This window comes from Pantoea sp. UBA7232 (assembly GCF_002473195.1).
Taxonomy (GTDB): Bacteria; Pseudomonadota; Gammaproteobacteria; order Enterobacterales; family Enterobacteriaceae; genus Pantoea; species Pantoea eucrina.
The window spans coordinates 173,002-191,652 of the sequence record NZ_DKTK01000008.1; the positions used below are offsets into that span (position 1 = coordinate 173,002).

General features: G+C 55.7%; 18 protein-coding genes and 3 pseudogenes. 12 read left to right on the forward strand and 9 right to left on the reverse strand.

The window, feature by feature from the left end; translation table 11 throughout:
* Positions 1-149: 149 nt before the first annotated feature.
* Positions 150-569, reverse strand: a complete 420-nt coding sequence (locus B4056_RS08770; protein WP_288654442.1) for an ASCH domain-containing protein — start codon at positions 567-569, stop codon at positions 150-152.
* Between the two features lie 279 nt (positions 570-848).
* Between B4056_RS08770 and B4056_RS08775 the strand changes: the two genes are divergently transcribed.
* Together B4056_RS08775 and B4056_RS08780 are read left to right on the forward strand one after the other, a co-directional pair.
* A complete protein-coding gene (locus B4056_RS08775; protein ID WP_094110783.1) occupies positions 849-1,301 on the forward strand; it encodes an acyltransferase in 453 nt (150 codons plus the stop codon).
* A gap of 262 nt (positions 1,302-1,563) precedes the next feature.
* On the forward strand, positions 1,564-1,956 hold the full coding sequence (locus tag B4056_RS08780; RefSeq protein ID WP_094110782.1) for a VOC family protein: 393 nt from the start codon (positions 1,564-1,566) through the stop codon (positions 1,954-1,956).
* Between the two features lie 182 nt (positions 1,957-2,138).
* Here B4056_RS08780 and B4056_RS08785 read toward each other — a convergent pair whose 3' ends face one another.
* Entirely contained in the window at positions 2,139-2,681 is a 543-nt protein-coding gene (locus B4056_RS08785) for a cysteine hydrolase family protein (protein ID WP_288654549.1), read from the reverse strand.
* A 351-nt stretch (positions 2,682-3,032) separates the two neighbouring features.
* Here B4056_RS08785 and B4056_RS08790 point away from each other — a divergent pair, with 351 nt between their 5' ends.
* The gene (locus B4056_RS08790) at positions 3,033-3,713 is read left to right on the forward strand and encodes a DUF2268 domain-containing protein (protein WP_223811781.1); all 681 of its coding nucleotides are present in this window, start codon (positions 3,033-3,035) and stop codon (positions 3,711-3,713) included.
* Between the two features lie 119 nt (positions 3,714-3,832).
* Here B4056_RS08790 and B4056_RS08795 read toward each other — a convergent pair.
* Both B4056_RS08795 and B4056_RS08800 read right to left on the reverse strand, forming a co-directional pair.
* A pseudogene (locus B4056_RS08795) lies at positions 3,833-4,192 on the reverse strand (VOC family protein); the annotation flags it as partial.
* 20 nt (positions 4,193-4,212) lie between these two features.
* Positions 4,213-5,196, reverse strand: coding sequence for an MFS transporter (locus B4056_RS08800; protein WP_288654445.1), 984 nt, complete (start codon positions 5,194-5,196; stop codon positions 4,213-4,215).
* Positions 5,197-5,201: 5 nt separating this feature from the next.
* Between B4056_RS08800 and B4056_RS08805 the strand changes: the two are divergent.
* The 3 genes and pseudogenes from B4056_RS08805 to B4056_RS08815 all read left to right on the forward strand — a co-directional run.
* Positions 5,202-5,573: pseudogene (locus B4056_RS08805) on the forward strand (decarboxylase); the annotation flags it as partial.
* 154 nt (positions 5,574-5,727) lie between these two features.
* A pseudogene (locus B4056_RS08810) lies at positions 5,728-6,414 on the forward strand (hypothetical protein).
* 27 nt (positions 6,415-6,441) lie between these two features.
* Positions 6,442-7,401 carry a sensor domain-containing diguanylate cyclase gene (locus tag B4056_RS08815; RefSeq protein ID WP_094110777.1) on the forward strand — a complete coding sequence of 320 codons (960 nt, stop codon included), beginning with the start codon at positions 6,442-6,444 and terminating at the stop codon, positions 7,399-7,401.
* Between the two features lie 24 nt (positions 7,402-7,425).
* Here B4056_RS08815 and B4056_RS08820 read toward each other — a convergent pair whose 3' ends face one another.
* Complete coding sequence (locus B4056_RS08820) at positions 7,426-7,689, reverse strand: DUF2798 domain-containing protein (RefSeq protein ID WP_288654448.1); 264 nt, start codon at positions 7,687-7,689, stop codon at positions 7,426-7,428.
* Positions 7,690-7,812: 123 nt separating this feature from the next.
* Between B4056_RS08820 and B4056_RS08825 the strand changes: the two genes are divergently transcribed.
* Entirely contained in the window at positions 7,813-8,748 is a 936-nt protein-coding gene (locus tag B4056_RS08825; protein ID WP_113655306.1) for a LysR family transcriptional regulator, read from the forward strand.
* Here the strand turns inward: B4056_RS08825 and B4056_RS08830 are convergent.
* Positions 8,745-9,920: an MFS transporter gene (locus B4056_RS08830; protein WP_094110776.1), complete on the reverse strand. Its 1,176-nt coding sequence runs from the start codon at positions 9,918-9,920 to the stop codon at positions 8,745-8,747. The two genes, B4056_RS08825 and B4056_RS08830, sit on opposite strands and share 4 nt — an antisense overlap.
* Positions 9,921-10,051: 131 nt before the next feature.
* On the opposite strand from B4056_RS08830, the gene B4056_RS08835 reads away from it, so the two are divergent.
* From B4056_RS08835 to ahr, 3 genes are all read left to right on the forward strand, one after another.
* Positions 10,052-10,930: a LysR family transcriptional regulator gene (locus B4056_RS08835; RefSeq protein WP_071668431.1), complete on the forward strand. Its 879-nt coding sequence runs from the start codon at positions 10,052-10,054 to the stop codon at positions 10,928-10,930.
* Positions 10,931-11,006: 76 nt separating this feature from the next.
* Positions 11,007-11,393, forward strand: a complete 387-nt coding sequence (locus tag B4056_RS08840) for a cupin domain-containing protein (protein WP_071668413.1) — start codon at positions 11,007-11,009, stop codon at positions 11,391-11,393.
* A 186-nt stretch (positions 11,394-11,579) separates the two neighbouring features.
* Positions 11,580-12,596: an NADPH-dependent aldehyde reductase Ahr gene (gene ahr, locus B4056_RS08845; protein ID WP_040113682.1), complete on the forward strand. Its 1,017-nt coding sequence runs from the start codon at positions 11,580-11,582 to the stop codon at positions 12,594-12,596.
* 39 nt (positions 12,597-12,635) lie between these two features.
* Here ahr and B4056_RS08850 read toward each other — a convergent pair whose 3' ends face one another.
* Positions 12,636-14,366 (reverse strand): DUF2534 family protein, encoded by a 1,731-nt coding sequence (locus B4056_RS08850; RefSeq protein ID WP_288654451.1) that lies wholly within the window; start codon positions 14,364-14,366, stop codon positions 12,636-12,638.
* Positions 14,367-14,440: 74 nt separating this feature from the next.
* Positions 14,441-14,839: a DUF2946 domain-containing protein gene (locus tag B4056_RS08855; RefSeq protein WP_288654452.1), complete on the reverse strand. Its 399-nt coding sequence runs from the start codon at positions 14,837-14,839 to the stop codon at positions 14,441-14,443.
* Positions 14,840-15,025: 186 nt separating this feature from the next.
* Between B4056_RS08855 and B4056_RS08860 the strand changes: the two genes are divergently transcribed.
* Positions 15,026-15,967 carry a D-2-hydroxyacid dehydrogenase gene (locus tag B4056_RS08860; RefSeq protein ID WP_040113677.1) on the forward strand — a complete coding sequence of 314 codons (942 nt, stop codon included), beginning with the start codon at positions 15,026-15,028 and terminating at the stop codon, positions 15,965-15,967.
* A gap of 3 nt (positions 15,968-15,970) precedes the next feature.
* On the opposite strand, the gene glsB is transcribed toward B4056_RS08860, so the two are convergent.
* Entirely contained in the window at positions 15,971-16,894 is a 924-nt protein-coding gene (gene glsB / locus B4056_RS08865) for a glutaminase B (protein WP_094110772.1), read from the reverse strand.
* Between the two features lie 266 nt (positions 16,895-17,160).
* Here glsB and clcA point away from each other — a divergent pair, with 266 nt between their 5' ends.
* On the forward strand, positions 17,161-18,561 hold the full coding sequence (gene clcA / locus B4056_RS08870; protein ID WP_113655308.1) for a H(+)/Cl(-) exchange transporter ClcA: 1,401 nt from the start codon (positions 17,161-17,163) through the stop codon (positions 18,559-18,561).
* Positions 18,562-18,651: the final 90 nt, after the last annotated feature.

The window sequence follows — 18,651 nt, forward strand, 5'->3', positions numbered from 1 at the left end:
AGCATACACCAGATGGCTTATGCGGGGTTCGTAGCCAGGATGCTATGTCTGATGTGGCAGAACTTTCCGGTCGCCCTCTTTTTGACGTCCGCCTCTCTCATCGCGGACCTTAACTCTGCGTCAGTCCGCTTTGTGTCAGGAGCGGACAGTTACAAAATCTCTGTAAGTTCAAATTCCTCAAAGACAAGCTCCATTTCTTCAGAATAAGTGCCTTCACGCTCAAAATAACGCTTATGGCCTTCATTCCAGTACTCCAGACTTAAATCACCTTCACCTTCCTTACTGGCGAGTTCACTCGTCATTTGATTGAAGCGGATAATCTGCATCCTGAGCGTTCTGATCACGCACATTGGCTCCCCGGTTCCGTTAAGAATGATATTATAACTTCCTACGCAGGGAGCTTCGCCTCGTTCATGTTCATGCTGAAAAGATGCTATCGAAGAGCATGTCGCTGTTTTACTGCCACTTAAAACCAGTTGTACGAGTTCATCAGCAAGTTCCGGGCTGTCGCCAAATTGCCATGCCAGTGCACCGGGATAAATGTTTTTTAATTCTTCGAGCTTTGTCATTTTTAGCCTTTGTTAATTTAATACGCTTAAGGAAGTAACCCATTTCCGTTCAATATGAATTACCTGATTCAAATATTCATCATTGTTGCACTGCTGCGAAATCCCGCTTTTCGCTCATAGCTAACGTCGATCTGTGCGCAAGTCCGCTTCGCGCCAGAAGCGGATATTGCGATCCTCATCGTGCGCGAATGAGTAAAAGCAGGTTAACTTTGTTATCTCGTGACGATAAAAATTGTGCAAGCTTTTAGCCGAACCATCTCAAGTAAGGACACAGTTTATATGAAGGTTATTGAAAGTGGCATTCGTGACGTAAAACTAGGCGAAAATGTGAAAGTCATCACGCCGGTAAACATCTATAAGTGTGAACTGGGCGATGATGTTTTTGTAGGGCCATTTGTAGAGATACAAAAGGGATGCGTTATAGGCGACAGAACCCGAGTACAGTCACACACTTTTATCTGTGAGAACGTTACCCTGGGTAAGGATTGTTTTATAGGCCATGGCGTAACCTTTGCCAACGACTTGTTTAAGAATGGCGCTCCTGATGCTTCAGCAGAAAGCTGGATACATATCGTATTAGGTAACGCGGTAACCGTGGGGAGCGGGGCAACTATCTTAACCACGGACATTTGCAGTGGTGCGGTGATTGGTGCCGGTAGCGTGGTTACAAAGCCTGTGCTGGTAAAAGGCGTGTATGCAGGTAATCCCGCCAGACTTTTGAGAAAGCTCTAATCAGATACTCTGCAAGTTGCCAGCCTGAAATCCTGGCAATCTGAGGCCGTTAAAGTCCGCTTTTCGCTCATAGCGGACGTTACGTTAAGCCGATGCCCGCACTGTGCCTGAAGCGGACGTTGTAAACGAACTTCTACGTTAAATATCGGAAGCCGTCATCAATGATAATCTTATGATAAATCGAGTATTGTCATGTGTCTGGTGGGTTGTTTAACAAAAATGACTGAGAGTCTCTTTGGTAATAACAATTAGGGAGGTTACTGTGAAGATAACGAAGATTGACCACATACACGTATACGTCGATAACATTGAACTGGCAGAACGCTGGTACCAAGAGGTTCTTAGCTTTTCCCGCGATGACTCGCTGTATTTCTGGTTTGAGCAGGGAGGGCCGCTGGTTATCAGAAATAACGGCGCATCACTTTCCCTGTTTCTCAGGAAAAATCAGCACCCCGGCCATACAGTAGCTTTCGCAGTAGAAGCGGCTGCGTTTCTCAGTCTTATGCCTACTCTCAACGCCAAAGGCATCCCGTTTACCGTATGCGATCACGATGTATCTATGTCCCTATACTTTCAAGATCTTAGCGATAATAAGATTGAGCTGACCAGCTACGAATACCTTCAGGCAAAGCAGTTACTGGAGAGCGTTGCGTAACTTTCTCCCTTGCCTGCAGTCGGAGCGCATTAGGAATGTTATGTCTAATGTGGCATAACATCCTTACCCCATAGGTTTAACGTCCGCTTTTCGCTCATAGCGGACACTGGCCGATAGATGATCGGATTGTTCTATACGTCGAGAGTGTCTTCAGCCGCCCTGCGAGCGGCTACGGTTAATACTCATTTCCCGATAACGTTCCAGTCGGCCGCAGTGGATAGCGTAACAAACGGGCCAGCCAGCGTGGCATTATGATGGCTGACGATCTCTTTAGCTGACAGGCAGCAGTTATCCATTGTTGTATGCGCATCTGAAATCAGCACTGTCCTGAATCCGCGTTCCGACGCTGCACGGCAGGTCGTGTCCACACAAAATTCTGTTTTCATCCCGGCGATAACCAGTTCCCTGATACCTCGCTGGCTGAGCTGATGCTGCAGGTCCGTATTCTGAAAACAGCTGGGATGCTTTTTAATAAACACGACATCACGCTCAGCGTGCACGTTCATTTCAGGTATAAGTCGGGTTAACGGCCCCTGCTCTGAGAAAGGGGAGTCATCAGGTCCGGTATGGCGCGCAAAAAAGATGGGTACCTGAGCCCGCCTGGCTTTTTCAATCAGCAGACAGATATTCGAGAGTACAGAAGCCGCGGAATAGGGGGAAACCGGCCCGCGAAAAAGCCTGTGCTGCATATCGATAATTAAAAGCGCATTTTCAGAAATCATAATATACCTCCATTCGGTAAGTTATGAACGGAGAGATCGTTTTCCCCGTCCGGTCTGGCGGGGAGTCAGAGTCTGTTTTGTCAGGTGCCAGTCACAGATGCGCTCACGCCGCCGAAGGTGCCGGTGGTTGTGACGGTGGACCATAACTCACCTGTTACAACAGATATGTCCGTTGACTGATATCGGTTTTTTCCTGTGACATCCAGGCCAGATAATGCATGGTAATATGACTTCCGTTTTTCACATAAGGCCACCTGGTAATGTCTGATATAGCATCACTGCATAAAAGGCGGGCTTTGCGTCAGAAGCAGACAGCGCGATCTGCAATGGCGCATCAGGAGATTCGCTGTATGTTTGCTGGCAGGCGGATATATACTCTCGTTTTTGGATGGTGCTGACATGCCTCACATAACCCTGCATATTCTGAATGCCCAGAAAAAACTGACCGCTCACCGTGAATGGCTTCAGGCCAGCCTGACCGCTACCTATGAAAAAGCTCAGCGGCTGATGCCGGTTCCTTCGCTGGATGTGGTGGTTAAAGCCGGAAAGTTTGTGATCCCTGAAAAAGGGCACACGGGTTTTTGTCCTGAGCCAGGCGTTATCTATTTAACGGTCGACCCTGAAAACCCGGCATTCTGTAAAAATGAAGCACACTCGCTTGAGCGAATGTTTGCTCATGAACTGCACCATGCGGCCAGGTGGGCAGGGCCCGGATACGGCTCAACGTTAGGGGAAGCTATCGTTTCTGAAGGACTTGCCGGGCACTTTTCTCTCGAGCTTCTAGGCGGTAAACCTGAACTCTGGGAAAGCCTCAACTCAGATATTATTCAATCCTTCGCCCGGCAACTGCATGACAGCTGGCATCGCACCGATTACGATCACAATGCCTGGTTTTACGGAACCGGCGATTTGCCAAAGTGGCTGGGATACACCGCAGGCTTTGAGCTGATTTCCCGGTATCTGGCAGCCTCTCCGCATCCGAAAGCTTCCGCGCTGGCAGATATTAGCGCTGAGGATTTCAGGATGTTCATTTAAAAATATTCGTGTCCTGTTTATTCAGAACGTCCGTTTTGCAGGCAAAAACGGACTTTCTGGTTTTGACAATCAAAACAATAATGCAGCTGAGTTATAAGCAGGTTATTGCTCACAAAAATTCAACCCATAATTTCAATAAGATTGCTATCGGGATCCTTGATGATAGCTTCATAATAACCATCACCTGTGAGGCGAGCCGGACTCACTAAAATTCCATCTTCGGATGCTTTAATAACCATTTCATCAACCCGGTGGCGGTAGCCAACGTCGATAGCAACATGCGCCCAGCCGGTAAGCTCTGCACCGTGTTGTCCCTCTGCCATACCCTTCAGGTGCATTATCTCAATAGTAGGTCCTTCACTTAAGCTGATAAAATAAGAGGAAAAACCGGGCCGGTTTTTGCTGATATATAACGCATTAGGGGTTCCGCCAAAATAGTCTCGCCAGAATGTTTTTTGCGCTTCAATATTTCCCGTCCATAAAGCTAAATGTCAAATTTTCATTTGTTCGCTCCTGGGGAATTCTTCCGGCTAAGGTTAAGTGTGAATGATATTGCACTAACAAACAGCATTAAAGCTGTAATCACTGAGAAAGCCAGCGCAAGAGAACTAAAATGAGCGACAAAACCGATAATAGCAGGACCACTTAATACGCCCATATAACCCATCGTCGTTATTGCCGGAACAGCTACGGATTGAGGCATTACACTCTGCTGACCCACGGCCGAAAACATCACCGGGACAATATTTGCACACCCTGCTCCGATTAGAACATAGCCAAATAGCGACAGGTGCCATGATGGTATGAACGTAATCAGTGCCAGTCCAATAGCCGCAGTCAGCGATCCGCCCACAACGACAGCTAATTGACCAAGATATTTTACCACCCGATCCCCTGTGAGCCGGGACGCTGTCATGGCAATAGCAAAGCAGGTATATCCAAGCCCACCCAATGATTCAGGCATGTCTCTTACCTGCGTCAGATAAATTGCGCTCCAGTCAAGAACAGTGCCTTCAGTCAGGAACACTAATAAACAGACCATTCCCAGCGTCAGAACAACACCGTGAGGTACAGCAAAAGCCGGCCCTTCTTTAGGATTAGCAAAAGTCAGCAAACCCGGATAGCTCAGTAAAGCTAAAACAATCACAATGAGTACGATGAAGAGGGTAGCAGTAACAACATTAAGATCCGCAGACAGAAGCAAGGTCATCAAACCTGCACCAGCAATACCGCCAAAACTGTACATGCCGTGAAAACCGGACATCAGCGGAGCAGGCGCCTCTTTTTCCACCAGGATCGCCTGAATATTCATGGCGCAGTCTGTCACGCCAAGGCCTGTGCCAAAAAACAGCAGCACAACGCCCAGAAGCAACGGGTTATTAATCACAGCCAGCAGAGGTGTGCTGACAATAACTAATGCGATAGCCGCCATAATAACGCTGCGACAACCAAAGCGGCTGGTCAGTAAGCCTGTTACTGGCATAGCAATTAAAGCACCCTAATGCAGAAGTCATTATGCTGGGCGGGCGTATTCAAAAAGTAAGCGGCGGTTGTGCAGGAAATACGGCAATAGCGCAATTGAAAAACATCATGTTCGATCAGGCCTTTATCGGCGGGTGTGCAATGAGCGCGGAAGCCGGACTGACTGGTTTTGAGTATGAAGATTGCGAATTTAAAAAAGCAGCAATAGCCCGGAGTGAGCAGATTATCGTCGGACTGACAGCAGAAAAGATACCAGGCGTGGCACGATTTTTAGTTGCCGGCTGTGAGGAGATAGACATTTTGGTTATTGAGGGGGAAAGCGCTGAAGCGACCGGCATAAACCTCCTGTCGGAACACATGAATATTTTATCTGTATGATTTTAATATATTTATTCTGCGTGCTATAGAAAGCGGCAAAAGTGACATCTGAGTATGCAAAGTAAGCAATCCGCCAGGCCCAGGTCATTAGCCGTTGTTTCTGACAAATATATGACCACAAGCCGGTGCTTAAATTAATGCCTGAAGGGTTGCTATGAACGCAATAAGTTTGCAAAACAGATATCACGCTGTGAATAACAATACTGCGGCGTTGTGGGCGGAAAATGCAGGTATCGGGAAGGTCAGAGAGGAAAACTACTACGATCCGACCCGACCCGACCCGCGCTGGCAACGGGCATACGGCCCTCCGTGACCGCAGATATTTCACGCCTTATTGCGAAGTTAACTCAGCTCACCGCAGGTGACCGGCTTGCCGATACGTTGCCCGCCTGCGGTTTGCATTTTACTTTCTTACCCCTGACTCTGCCGCACTATCACGCAGATGAGCCACTGCCAGCGAAAGTGGATCAGTTAATGACTATCTGGCGTGAATTTGCAGCGGAAAAAGTTGTGATTACGCATCTGCGGCTGGTAGCGTTACCCGATCAGCTTTTGCTGGCGGGGATCCCGGCACATCCTGCGCTGGCGCTGCGCGAGCAGTTCTGTGCAAAGGTGCTCGATTCTCAGTGGAAAAATGAAATCCTGATGCGCCATGCCGGCAGAGCGTTGCCGGCTCCCTTCTGGCACAGCACGCTGCTGCGCTACGAGGCGGCGTTTTTACCTGAACCTGCGCGCGCGTTTTTCTTTAAGCATCAGGCCGCCACGTTCGGTGATGTAGCCGGGGGAACTGACGCTGGTGAAAACTAACTATAACTGGACAGAGTGCTATCCCTTAAAATAGTCCAGGGCGAAAAGAGAAGAGGTTGCTATGAAATTGCCGGGAATGCCGGAAAATGAAGCTGCGCGGCTGAAGTCGCTCCACAAACTTGGCCTGCTGGATACGCAGGACGATGAGCGCTTTGAACGACTGACCCGCATTTCCCGCCGGCTGTTTCAGGTACCGATAGCGCTAATCAACCTTATCGATCGCGATCGTCAGTGGGCGCTGGCGTGTCAGGGGATCAACGGCCGCGAGATGAAACGCGACATCTCTCTGTGCGCGCATGCCATTATGCTGGATGAGCCTTTAATCATCACAGACGCGCGCGAAGATGCGCGGTTTTATGACAATCCGCTGGTGACCGGCACGCCGTTTATCCGTTTTTATGTGGGGTATCCGGTGCGGCTGCCCGACGGTGCCGTTGCCGGTACTCTGTGTCTGGCTAACAGCGAACCGCGCAGCTTTACCGGTGACGACATTGCCGCAATGAAAGACGTGGCGGCGATTGTCGAAGATGAATTTCAGGTCACGCACATCGCAATGGTGGACAGCCTGACGGATATTCCCAACCGGCGCGGGTTTTATGCGATGGGAGAAAAGCGGTTTCAGCAACTGCAGCAGCAGGATCGCGACTTTGCCATCCTCTATTTTGACCTCGACAAATTCAAGCCTATCAATGACCTGTGGGGCCATGCAGAAGGCGACAACGTGCTGAAGATCTTCGCCGCGCTGCTCTATCAGCAGCTCGGACCGGATGACATTGCAGGCCGTCTCGGCGGCGATGAGTTTGCTGTATTGCTGGCCCGGCAAAGCGATGCTAAAGCCTACCTGTGCCGGCTGCGCGAGGCGCTGTCAGTATGGAATCAGCAGGCGGCTAAGCCCTACAACATTAATTACTCGTTTGGCATGATCGCCAGTGAGGCAGGCAAATATGCCTCGCTCGCGGAAATGATCGGCGAGAGCGACAGCGTGATGTATGCCGAAAAGCGTCGCAAAAAGCCGCGCTAAGCACGCGGCCAGCTGTGCAGGCGATTAGTGGCCGTGAACGGTTAGCGTCACCAGCCGGATAACCACCGGACGTACAAGCAGAATGCAGACAAAGGCAGCAGGCATCGCCACCTGATAAGCATTCATCACATTTGTCATACAATGCGGGCCTGGACCAGACTCTGCCAGCGTAATAACCAGGCTCATCAGAAACGCCATAATGGTCGCCATGTACAGAGAAAATATATAAGGGGTAACCCGATGTGGCAGCCGTAAGCGCACGCCAGCTGACGCAATGGCTTTAATCATAAGATCTCTCCTGACCGGTAAGTTAAGAAACAGCGGCTACCTTACGGGCCTGTGCCGGACAAAAAAAGCACAGCTGTGCTTTAATCATTGCTAAGCAACATTTACGAAAAGAGCGGGCCGCTGATGGATATGCTGGGGTTGATCGACAATTTTGTTCGCGTAGTGGAAAACGGCACTATTGCCGCTGCTGCCCGCTCCAGAGGAATGAGTGCTGCAGCCGTAAGCCAGAGCCTGGCCCGGCTCGAAACACACCTCGGCGTGCGTCTGCTTTCACGTACCACCCGCAGTATGGTCCTGACGGAAAGCGGTCAGCGTTATTACGCCAAAGTCCGCCATATACCGTATGATATTGCGCTTGCTGCGCAGGCTGCCGCTGTGGAAACCGGACCGCAGGGTCCGCTGCGCATTGCCACCACCGCGGCGTTTGGCCGCTACGTGGTTGCCCCTCTTATGCCGGCTTTTAATGAAATGTTCCCCGGAATTGACATAGAACTGATCGCTACCGATCGTGATGTCGATCACCGGCTGGAAAATATCGATGTCAGCCTGCGCATTGAGGCGCAGCTGAACGATCGGCTGGTGGCGCGAAAAATCGCATCCCTGCCGTTTATTTTCTGTGCGGCACCCGCTTATCTCTCCCGTGCAGGTACTCCGCAACGCATTGACGAGCTGAGCGAGCACGCCTGTCTGGTGTTTCGTTATCCCACAGATGGCCGGTTTCTTCCCTGGGGCTTCAGCGCAGACGGGGAGGTTGTTACCGCCCGGCTGAATCCCCGTTTTATCAGTGACGATATCGATATTATTGCCAGAATTGCCGTCAGCGGTGGCGGAATTGCACGGCTGGCAAGCTTTATCGCCCGGCCGCTGATCGCCAGCGGCCAGCTAATCCCGCTGTTTACTGACGACAAACAGGCGATTCAGTCGCTGCCGATGATCATTTACGCCTGCGTCAGTGAGCGTTCCGCCCTGAGCGCAAAAGTCAGGGCGTTTATTGATTACATTGCGGCAGCGGTTGCCACAGATGAAAAGATGTCATCGGCGCCGGTCCGGAGTGATTAACGCGGAGTGCGCAGCCGCAGTATGAACAGGCTGCTGACGAGCATCACTGCTGCTGCCATCAGCACCATCTTCTGCAGGCCGATAAGCCCAGCCAGATGTCCTCCTGCCAGCGCACCGCTGCCGATGGCGGCATTAAATATCGCGACATAGAGCGCAGAAGCGGGCTGCGCGGCCGTACCGGCACTGCGCAGCAGCCAGGTCTGCAGCCCGACGAATATTACTGCGATCCCGGCGCTCCAGAGAGCCAGCAGCAGCGCGGTCAGGCCGTGCGGCAATGCGGCGATGCTGAGTGCGCCCAGCGCCAGCGCGCTCAGCAGCAGCGCTGAAAGAATCAGGCCCCTGAGATGCCGATCGATCAACTTCCCGGCAATCATATTGCCCGCTACGCCGGCGATGCCGGCCATCAGCAGCAGGGCGGAAACCGCAGCAGGGGCAATACCCTGCTTTAACGTCAGCAGCGGATCGATATAGGTAAACGCGGCAAAGTGCGCGGTGATGACGGCTGCCGTTGCGCCAAACAGCGTCAGCAGCGTGCGATGGCGAAAAATAGCCAGATAGTCATTCAGTTTTAAGGGGGCAGGAGGCGTCAGAGCCGGAAGCGTGCGCCAGAGAACCACGGCGGCGGCCAGTGCAAGCAGCGCAATGGCACCGAACGCGCTGCGCCAGCCGGCAGCAGCAGCCATAAAGCTGGCAAGCGGTACGCCCAGTACGCTGGCGGCTGAGACGCCGCCAAATATCACTGATGTCGCCAGTCCCAGCCTGCTGGCCGGCACCAGCCGGGCGGCAACGGTGCCAATCAGCGCCCAGAATACGCCATGGGCCAGCGCACCGGTAATGCGGGCGGTCATTAGCGCGGGCAGAGCGTAAGCGCGCATCGCCATCAGACAGGAGCCCGCCAGAATCACCATTAATCCAACCAGCATCGCCTTGCGCGGAGTGCGTGCCGGCAGCATGCCGGAGCAAAGTGCAGCCAGCGCAGCGACCCAGCCATAAGCGGTAACAATCAGTCCGGTGGTGGCAGCAGGCTGGTGCAGATCGTTTGCCAGGGCGTTCAGCATCCCTACCGGCGCCAGCTCGCTGGTGACAATAGTAAAAGCGCTGAGGCCGAGCGCGACAATAGCAATCCAGTTACGCGCTGGCACAGCGTGCGTAGCGATAACAGTGTCATTCATGGTGCAGTCTCCTTATGTTCAGATTCCGGAATTCTTAACCGGTTTAACTTCCCGGGGATGCGCAGTATCATCTGATCGAAATCGGGAAAACAGTGCGGAGAATGGAAGGCTATTTTCCATAAATGGAAACTATGAAGAGTGAATTTTACTGGGATGACATCAGGATCTTTCTGGCAATCGCCCGCGCCGGAACGCTGAGCGGCGCGGCGAGTGCGCTGGAAACCGGCATCGCGACCGTCTCCAGAAAGCTGGACCGGCTGGAGCAGTCGCTGGGACTGCCGCTGTTCAGCCGGCATCAGAGCGGATACCGGCTAACGGATGATGGCGAAGCGCTGCTGGAGCGGGCGGAGGCGCTGGAAGAGGCGGGGCGGGCGGTGACAGAAAAAGCGCAACTGCAGGGAGCGGTGGCCGGACTGGTACGGCTGGCAACGTCGGATAATCTGGCCACCCATTTTATTCTGCCTTCACTGCCGTCTCTGCTGCAGACGCATCCGGCGCTTCGGCTGGAGGTGCTGAGCGGGGTGCAGTCAGTCAATCTGCACCGCAGAGAGGCCGATCTGGCGATTCGTCTGGTTCGCCCTGAGGCGGGCAACCTGACCATCAGACGGCTGGGAACCCTGGGATTCGGTCTGTATATGGCGCCGTCATTACTGCACGCTTCAGCACCTTTTACCCTCAATGAAGCGCCCTGTATCGGCTGGTCTGAATCACACCAGCATCTGCCTGCCGCCCGCTGGATCAAGCGCGTGCTGCGCGGCAGGCCCTGCCGGCTGGAAGCCAACACGCTGACCGCGCAGGTTGCGGCGGTGACGGCCGGACTGGGCGTTGGCGTGTTGCCGCACTTTATGGCCAGAGCCAGCGGTTTGCATTGCCTGCAGCGCGACAGTAGTGCCGATCAGCCGCTGTGGCTGGTAATGCACGCCGATCTGGCAACGTCGGGTCGCGTACGCGCGGTGGCCGATCATCTTATCGGACTCTTCAGCGAATGCCGGGAGCAGCTTGAACGCTGAGCAAAATCCAGCGCGCGCGTCGGTAAGCGCAGCAATGTTCTACACTCCGGTAACGCGCAAAGTAACAGGAGAAAAGATGACGAACTCAAAAAACAGTGAAATCGTGCATGAACTGGTGTCAGAGAGCGGCACCGCATGGAACGGTCAGGCTTACGACTGCTATCCGTCAGGCAAGCCACAGATTTCCGTTATGCGCATGTCGCTGCCGCCCCACAGTGAACTGCCGTGGCATACGCATCCCATGCCCAACACGGCTTACGTGCTGTCGGGCCAGCTGATTATTGAAGATAAAGAGAGCGGCCGGCGCCAGCATTTTAATGCCGGTGAAGCGCTGAATGAGACGGTTAACAGTGCGCATCGCGGCTATACCGCTGAGCAGGCGACCGAGCTGATTATTTTTTATGCCGGGGCAGAGGGGCAGTCGCTCTCTGAGCCGCTGCCGGGTGAAGAGCCGGAGTTTTAGCGTTGAGCCGGGTGGAGAGTGACCGGAGGCGCAACAGCGCCGATCTGCACCCGGTTCGCTTTAACCCTTAATGCTTTTTGCGCCCCGCAGCGTTTTTGATCGGGCTGGTTGCCTGGTTGCTCGCCTAAATCATCACGGCGCCTCTGCTAAACTTGCCGGGTCGTAACTAAAAAACAGAGGACTGGAATGAAAATCAAAAGCTATGCCGCGATGAAAGCGGGCGAAGCACTGGTGCCGCACGAATATGAAGCTGGTCCGCTGAACGCGGAAGAGGTGATGGTCGAAGTGGACTACTGCGGTGTCTGCCACTCCGATCTCTCTATGATCGACAATGAGTGGGGCATCTCCTCTTTCCCGGTCATTGCCGGGCATGAAGTTATCGGCCGCATCAGCGAGCTGGGAGCCGCAGCGCAAAACAAAGGGCTGAAAGTGGGCCAGCGCGTGGGCATCGGCTGGACGGCGAAAAGTTGTCAGCACTGCGATGCCTGTATTAACGGCGAGCAGGTAAACTGCGAAAAAGGCTCTGTCCCGACCATTATGAACAAAGGCGGCTTCGCCAGCCACCTGCGTGCGGACTGGCAGTGGGTGATCCCGCTACCGGAATCAATTGATATCACGTCAGCCGGCCCGCTGCTCTGCGGTGGTATTACCGTATTCAAACCGCTGCTGATGCACAACATCAACGTTAACAGCCGCGTCGGCGTCATCGGAATTGGCGGTCTGGGCCATATGGCCATCAAACTGCTGCGTGCCATGGGTGCAGAGGTGACCGCGTTTAGTTCAAACGCCAGCAAAACTGAATCTGTTAAAGCGATGGGCGCCGATCGCGTGGTCAACAGCCGCGATCCAAAAGCGCTGAAGGCGCTGGCGGGTCAGTTTGACCTGATTATCAGTACGGTTGCGGTCGATCTCGACTGGCAGCCCTATTTCCAGGCGCTGGCCCCGCACGGTAAGTTCCATACCGTCGGTGCAGTAATGAAGCCGTTCCCGGTTCCGGCATTTACCCTGATCATGGGCGATCGCGCGGTAACCGGCTCCTCTACCGGCTCGCCGGGCCAGCTGCGTACGCTGATGCGCCTCGCCGCGCGTACTGATATCGCGCCGCAGGTAGAAGAGTTCCCGATGTCAAAAATCAACGATGCGCTGGAGCATGTGCGCGCCGGTAAAGCGAACTACCGCGTTGTGCTGAAAGCTGATTTCTGATGCAGAGATGAAAAGAGGTGGCTCAGCCACCTCTTTTTTTTACCCTTTGTTTACTGAATCGTCCTGCTCGCCGAGAAAGAAGTACCAGAGCGGAATCGACATCAGTCCGGTAAATACCAGCGTATAGAGCGTAATCATAAAGCCCTGCGTCAGATACATGGTCAGCGACCAGTGGCTGAACGGAATACCATACTGATCGATCACGCCACCGATAATCGCATTACTCATCACCGTACCGACAATCAGCGCCAGAATGAACAGGCCGCGCAGAAAATAGCGCATCTCTTTACGTTTGACCGTAAAGCGGGCGCGAATAATGCCCAGCGGCGACTGCTGTGCAGCGAGGATCTCCGCTTCAGTCATTGGCGTACGCTGCTGTCTGCGCCAGCGCAGATAATCGATGGCTAAAAACAGCAGCAGGCTGACACCCATGACCGGCAGCGCATACCCCAGCGCTACGGCCAGCAGCAGGGAGAGCAGGCGCGCCGTGAGCGGCAGCGCCAGCCAGCTTGCCGTTAGCGTCTCAAGCGGGCTGGTAGCAGCCGAAGCGGGGCGGCGCAGCCACCACATGCGGTAGCCCAGCACAATCATGGTGCAGAGGCCGAGACCAAAGAGAGCCAGCAGCAGCTGATTGGGCAGACCAAACAGCACACCCATATGAGCATCCACGCCCCAGCGGGTCAGTTTTGCCACCAGCGGGAAGCGGGCAAATTCAGCGCGATCCACAATCGCGAAACTGTGCGGATCCACCGACACCGCATCCACCTGCGTGGGCCAGCGGCGATCGATTTCCGTAACGGTCCAGGCGCTGCCGCTGTTTTTCGGCTGGCGCAGCTCCACTTTCGCTGCATCAATCCCGTTCGCGCGCGCGGCATTCAGCGCCTGGTCCCAGTCAGCATCGGGCATATTGGCAGGCGCCGGTTTCATCATGGGCATGCCGGGTTTGCGCATCGCCGCCATATCGGTCACTGACATACTGTGATGATCGGCGTGCGGATCGGCGGGGGCGGCCGGTGCATCCGGATCGAGTACCGTTCTGACCTGTGGCGTCAGCCAGTTCAGTTCACTGCGCATTTTATCGATGTTCGCGCCTGCCCACTGTGACCAGGTGAGGCCGGTCACAGAGAAGAACAGCAGACCGAGCAGCAGCACCAGTCCCAGGGTGGCGTGCCAGTGGCGGCTGAAAGCCAACCCGCTGCGTGCCGGTTTAAGCCGGCGCTTCGGCCGGGTCGCCAGCCACAACACCACGCCACCCAGCGCGGCTACCCAGAGCCAGCTTGCCGCCAGCTCGCTGTAGTTGCGTCCGGCATCGCCCAGCAGCAGGCTGCTGTGCAGCAAATCGAGCGTGGTGCGCAGCGGCAGTATGCCGCTGGTTCCATAGACCGGCATATCTCCCTTTATCTGCAGGGTATAGGGATCGATAAACAGCGCGCGCGAGGTCGAGGCGCCCAGCGCCGGATCGCTGAACTGCACGCGGGTGGTCTCCTCTGCACCCGGTGCCGGTCGCACCGCGTAAATATGCGCATCTGCGCCAGCCCTGGCACGTGCCGCGCCGATCTGATCCGACAGCGGCTGCGGTTCACCAGCGGGCGTTACCGTCAGCGCATCGTGATAGACCAGCTGTTCGAGCTGAGGCGTGAGCACATAGAGCGTGCCGCTCAGCGCAGCAATAAAGATAAACGGCGCAACGAACAGGCCGATATAAAAATGCAGGCGGCGAAGCAGATTGAGCACCGCGCCGCGCGGTGCTGCAGAATTAACAGCAGACAAAAGCGTCTTCCTTCTGAAAGTAAACAACCGGGGCGACGGGCAGCACGCTGCGTCCGCGCCACGTTAAAGCGGATTCAGTTAAGAAGCGGGGAAGGCGGTCCGCGCGGACGGGGTATGGCCACCTGCCTGCGCACTATGGGTGCCGCGCGCCGCGGCAGCGGTGGCGCACGGGAGTGAAGCAGCATCAGCCAGATAAAGGGAATAAACACCCAAATCATCAGCGGCACATGCACCAGCAGATCGCAGTAGCCGCAGGCAAGTTCGCCGTCGTCCGCGTCATGATGCATCATGCCCGGCATGGCGTGCTCCATCATCTGATGATGATCCATCTCCATCATGGCCGGGGCAGGCTGCGAAACGCGCTGCTGCTCAATCAGGCTTTTCGACACCACCGGCGCAACAAACAGCAGCAGCACCGCCAGAATGGCGAGGCAGGCAGTTAGGCGCTGGCGAAGTGCAGGTAAAACCGTCATAGCAGATAGCAGGTCACGTCAGAGAAGAGGCGGAATTGTAACGCGATTGCCGCTGCCGCGTTAAACAAACGCCGCCGGAGAGGGAAATAATTCGCATTTTTTGAAAAAGCTCACCCCGGACGCCGTTTTTGTTAACCTTAATGCAACCTGATGAGAACAGTGCAGAAACAATAAAGCGGAGCGAAGATGAAAATAGTGATGCTGGATGGTGATACGCTGCCCGAACGGCCGGCGCAGCCAGAATGGTGCAGTGCATGGGTCTGGCGCGGACAGACCGCACCCGCGGAGATTGTGTCTGCCCTGCAGGGGGCGACGATAGCCATGACCAATAAAGTCCCGCTGCGCGCCGACACGCTGCGGCAGCTGCCTGAACTGCGCTATATCTGCGTCACGGCTACCGGCTATGACTGTATCGACCTTGACGCCTGCCGGGCGCAGGGTATTGTGGTCAGCAATGTACCCGGCTACTCCACCCGCAGCGTGGCGGAGGGGGTAATCGCTGCGCTGTTCGCGCTGCGGCGACATCTGATGGATTACGCCATCAGCAGCCGCGACGCGTGGCCCGCCTCGCCGCACTTTTGTATCCATCGCGAGCCGCTGCAGGATATTCAGGGTGCGGTACTGGGCGTGGTCGGCAAAGGCGATATTGGCAGCGCAGCGGGTGAGATGGCGCAGGCGCTGGGTATGACGGTGCTCTATGCTGAACGGCCGGGGGCGGCAGCCGTCCGCGCCGGCTATACCGCCTTTGATGAGGTGCTGGCGCGCAGCGACGTACTGACGCTGCACTGCCCGCTGACGCCGCAGACGCAGCAGATGATCAACCGGCAGACGCTGGCCGCGATGAAACCGGGCGCGTTACTGATCAACACCGCTCGCGGCGGACTGATTGAAGAGGAGGATCTGGCGGCCGCGCTGCGTCAGGGAACCCTCGGCGGCGCGGCGCTGGACGTGCTGAGCAGTGAGCCGCCACCCGCTACGCATCCGCTGCTGCAACCCGGCGTGCCCCGGCTGCTGCTGACGCCGCATATCGCCTGGGCAACCCGGCAGGGCGTGGCGAATCTGCTGCGCGGTATTGAAGCCAACCTGGAGGCGTTTGCGCAGGATAAACCGCGTAATCAGGTGAGCTAAGGGTCAGAATACCGAGCGGCCCAGGCGGTCGCTCAGCTTCTCCAGCAGCGCGGTGCCGGCCAGTGAATTGCCTGAGCGATCCAGCGCCGGAGACCAGACGGCAATGCTCATCTCCCCCGGGATCACCGCAATAATGCCGCCGCCCACGCCGGATTTGGCCGGCATGCCCACCCGCCAGGCAAATTCGCCGGCGCCATCATACATGCCGCTGGTCATCATCAGCGCATTCACCTGACGCGCCTGACGCGGCGAGATCACCGCCCGGCGATTATCCTGTGTGCGTCCCTGGTTGGCCAGATAGAGAAATGTACGCGCCAGTTCGTTGCAGCTCATGGCCAGCGAACAGTAGTGAAAATAGGTCTCCATCACCTTGCTGACATCGTTATTAAAATTGCCAAACGATTTCATCAGCCAGGCAATGGCAGCGTTCCGGGCAGAGTGCTCATACTCAGAGCGCGCGACGCCGCGGTCATACAGAATATCCTCCTGCTGCGCCAGGCCACGGACAAATTCCAGCATGCGCTGGCGCGGAGCCGTCAGGCGGCTCTCCAGCAAATCGCACATCACCAGCGCGCCGGCGTTAATAAAGGGGTTACGCGGTTTGCCCTGTTCCAGCTCCAGCTGGACCAGCGAATTAAACGCCTGTCCGGATGGCTCTTTACCCACGCGCTGCCAGATTTCAGCGTCTTCATACAACGTCAGGGCCACCGTCAGCGACAGCACCTTAGAGATGGATTGCACTGAAAAGCGCGTAGCGGCATCACCCGCCTGATAGCACTCACCTGACGGGGTACAGATTGCGATCCCCAGCTGGTCAGGCTCCACGTCCGCCAGCGCCGGAATATAATCCGCCACCTTTCCCTGCTGCGTCAGCGGCCGGACCTCGCTGATAATCTCTTCAAGCAATGCGTTACTGAGTTCTGACACATCCCGCTCCGATAGTAATGAATCTGGCCACAAGGGCGATGGCCAGGATGATGGTGATTTGCAGGCGCCGCGTCAATCCGCCAGCCGCAATTCTGTGACACATTCTGTCGCGCGCGGTGACAGCGCGGTTGCGGACTGTATATGAATTAACCGCAACGTAAAATTCTGTTGCGAATGACCAGGTTACGGGCTGCCCGCTTTTGACTATGCTGGAACGGTGCAGGGCGCCGGGACGCTGCACATGGATTTCTGATGAGGAGAAACTGATGCCTGTTACACCTTCTGACGCTGAAGAGACTATGCGTCGCCCTGGCCGGTTTATGCGGCTGCAAACGCTGCTGCGCCGGGACACCACGCCGGTAAGGCTTTTGTTGCTGGCGGCGCTGGTCGGCACCCTGACCGGCCTGGTGGGTGTGGCATTTAACCGGGCGGTCAACCTGATGCTGCAGCTGCGTATCGATACGCTCACTGCACAGCATAGCGGTTTCGTGACCGGAGCGATCTCTGCCTTTGCCGCCTCTGCCATCATGGGCGGCGTGGGCTATTTTCTGGTGCGCCGCTTTGCGCCTGAGGCGGGTGGCTCGGGCATTCCGGAAATTGAAGGTGCGCTGGAAGAGCTGCGCCCGGTACGCTGGTGGCGCGTATTACCGGTAAAATTTTTTGGCGGCATGGGCGCACTCGGTTCCGGGATGGTGCTGGGTCGGGAAGGACCGACGGTGCAGCTGGGCGGGAATATCGGCGGCATGTGCAGCGATCTGTTTCGCCTGCGCAGCGCTGAATCACGCCACACGCTGCTCGCAACCGGTGCGGCAGCCGGTCTTGCAGCGGCCTTCAACGCACCGCTGGCGGGGATTTTATTTATTATTGAAGAGATGCGCCCGCAGTTTCGCTACAGTCTGGTTTCAATCAAAGCGGTATTTGTTGGCGTCATTATGGCCAGCATCGTCTACCGGCTCTGCGAGGGCAATAGCCCTATTATCAATATCGGCCAGCTCAGAGATGCGCCCACTGATACGTTATGGCTCTATCTGCTGCTGGGGGTGGTGTTTGGCGCTGTCGGCGTCGCGTTTAACCGGCTGATCTTCACCATGCAGGATCGCTTTCAGCGTCTGCATCGCGGGCGCACCACGGCGTGGGTGCTGTGGGGCAGCGTGCTGGCCGGACTTTGCGGTGTACTGAGTATGCTGCTGCCGCAGGCGGCCGGTGGCGGGATAACGCTGATCCCGGCATTCTCTGGCGGCGAATATAGCGCGCTGATGCTGTTTGGTCTTTTTATGCTGCGCACGCTGGTGACGCTCTGCTGCTTTGCCTCCGGCGCACCGGGCGGCATTTTTGCGCCCATGCTGACGCTGGGTACGCTGCTGGGCACCTGTTTTGGCCAGATCGCTATAGCCTGGTTTCCGGCGTGGCATCTGGAAGCGGGCACCTTTGCGGTTGCCGGTATGGGTGCGCTGTTTGCCGCGTCGGTCCGCGCGCCGCTGACGGGGATTGTGCTGGTGCTGGAGATGACCAGCAATTATCAGCTGATCCTGCCGATGATCATTACCTGTCTGGGCGCTACGCTGGCGGCACAGTTTTTTGGCGGCAAGCCGCTCTATTCATCACTGCTGGCGCGCACGCTGGCGAAAACCCCGCTGAAAGAACCGCTGTCGCGCGATGCCAGCTGACCCGGCTGTGGCGGAGATAAGCGTGACCCTCGCGCTTATTTCACCTATGCTGACTTGCGGCATCCCGTATCGCAGTCCACCTTTACTCTT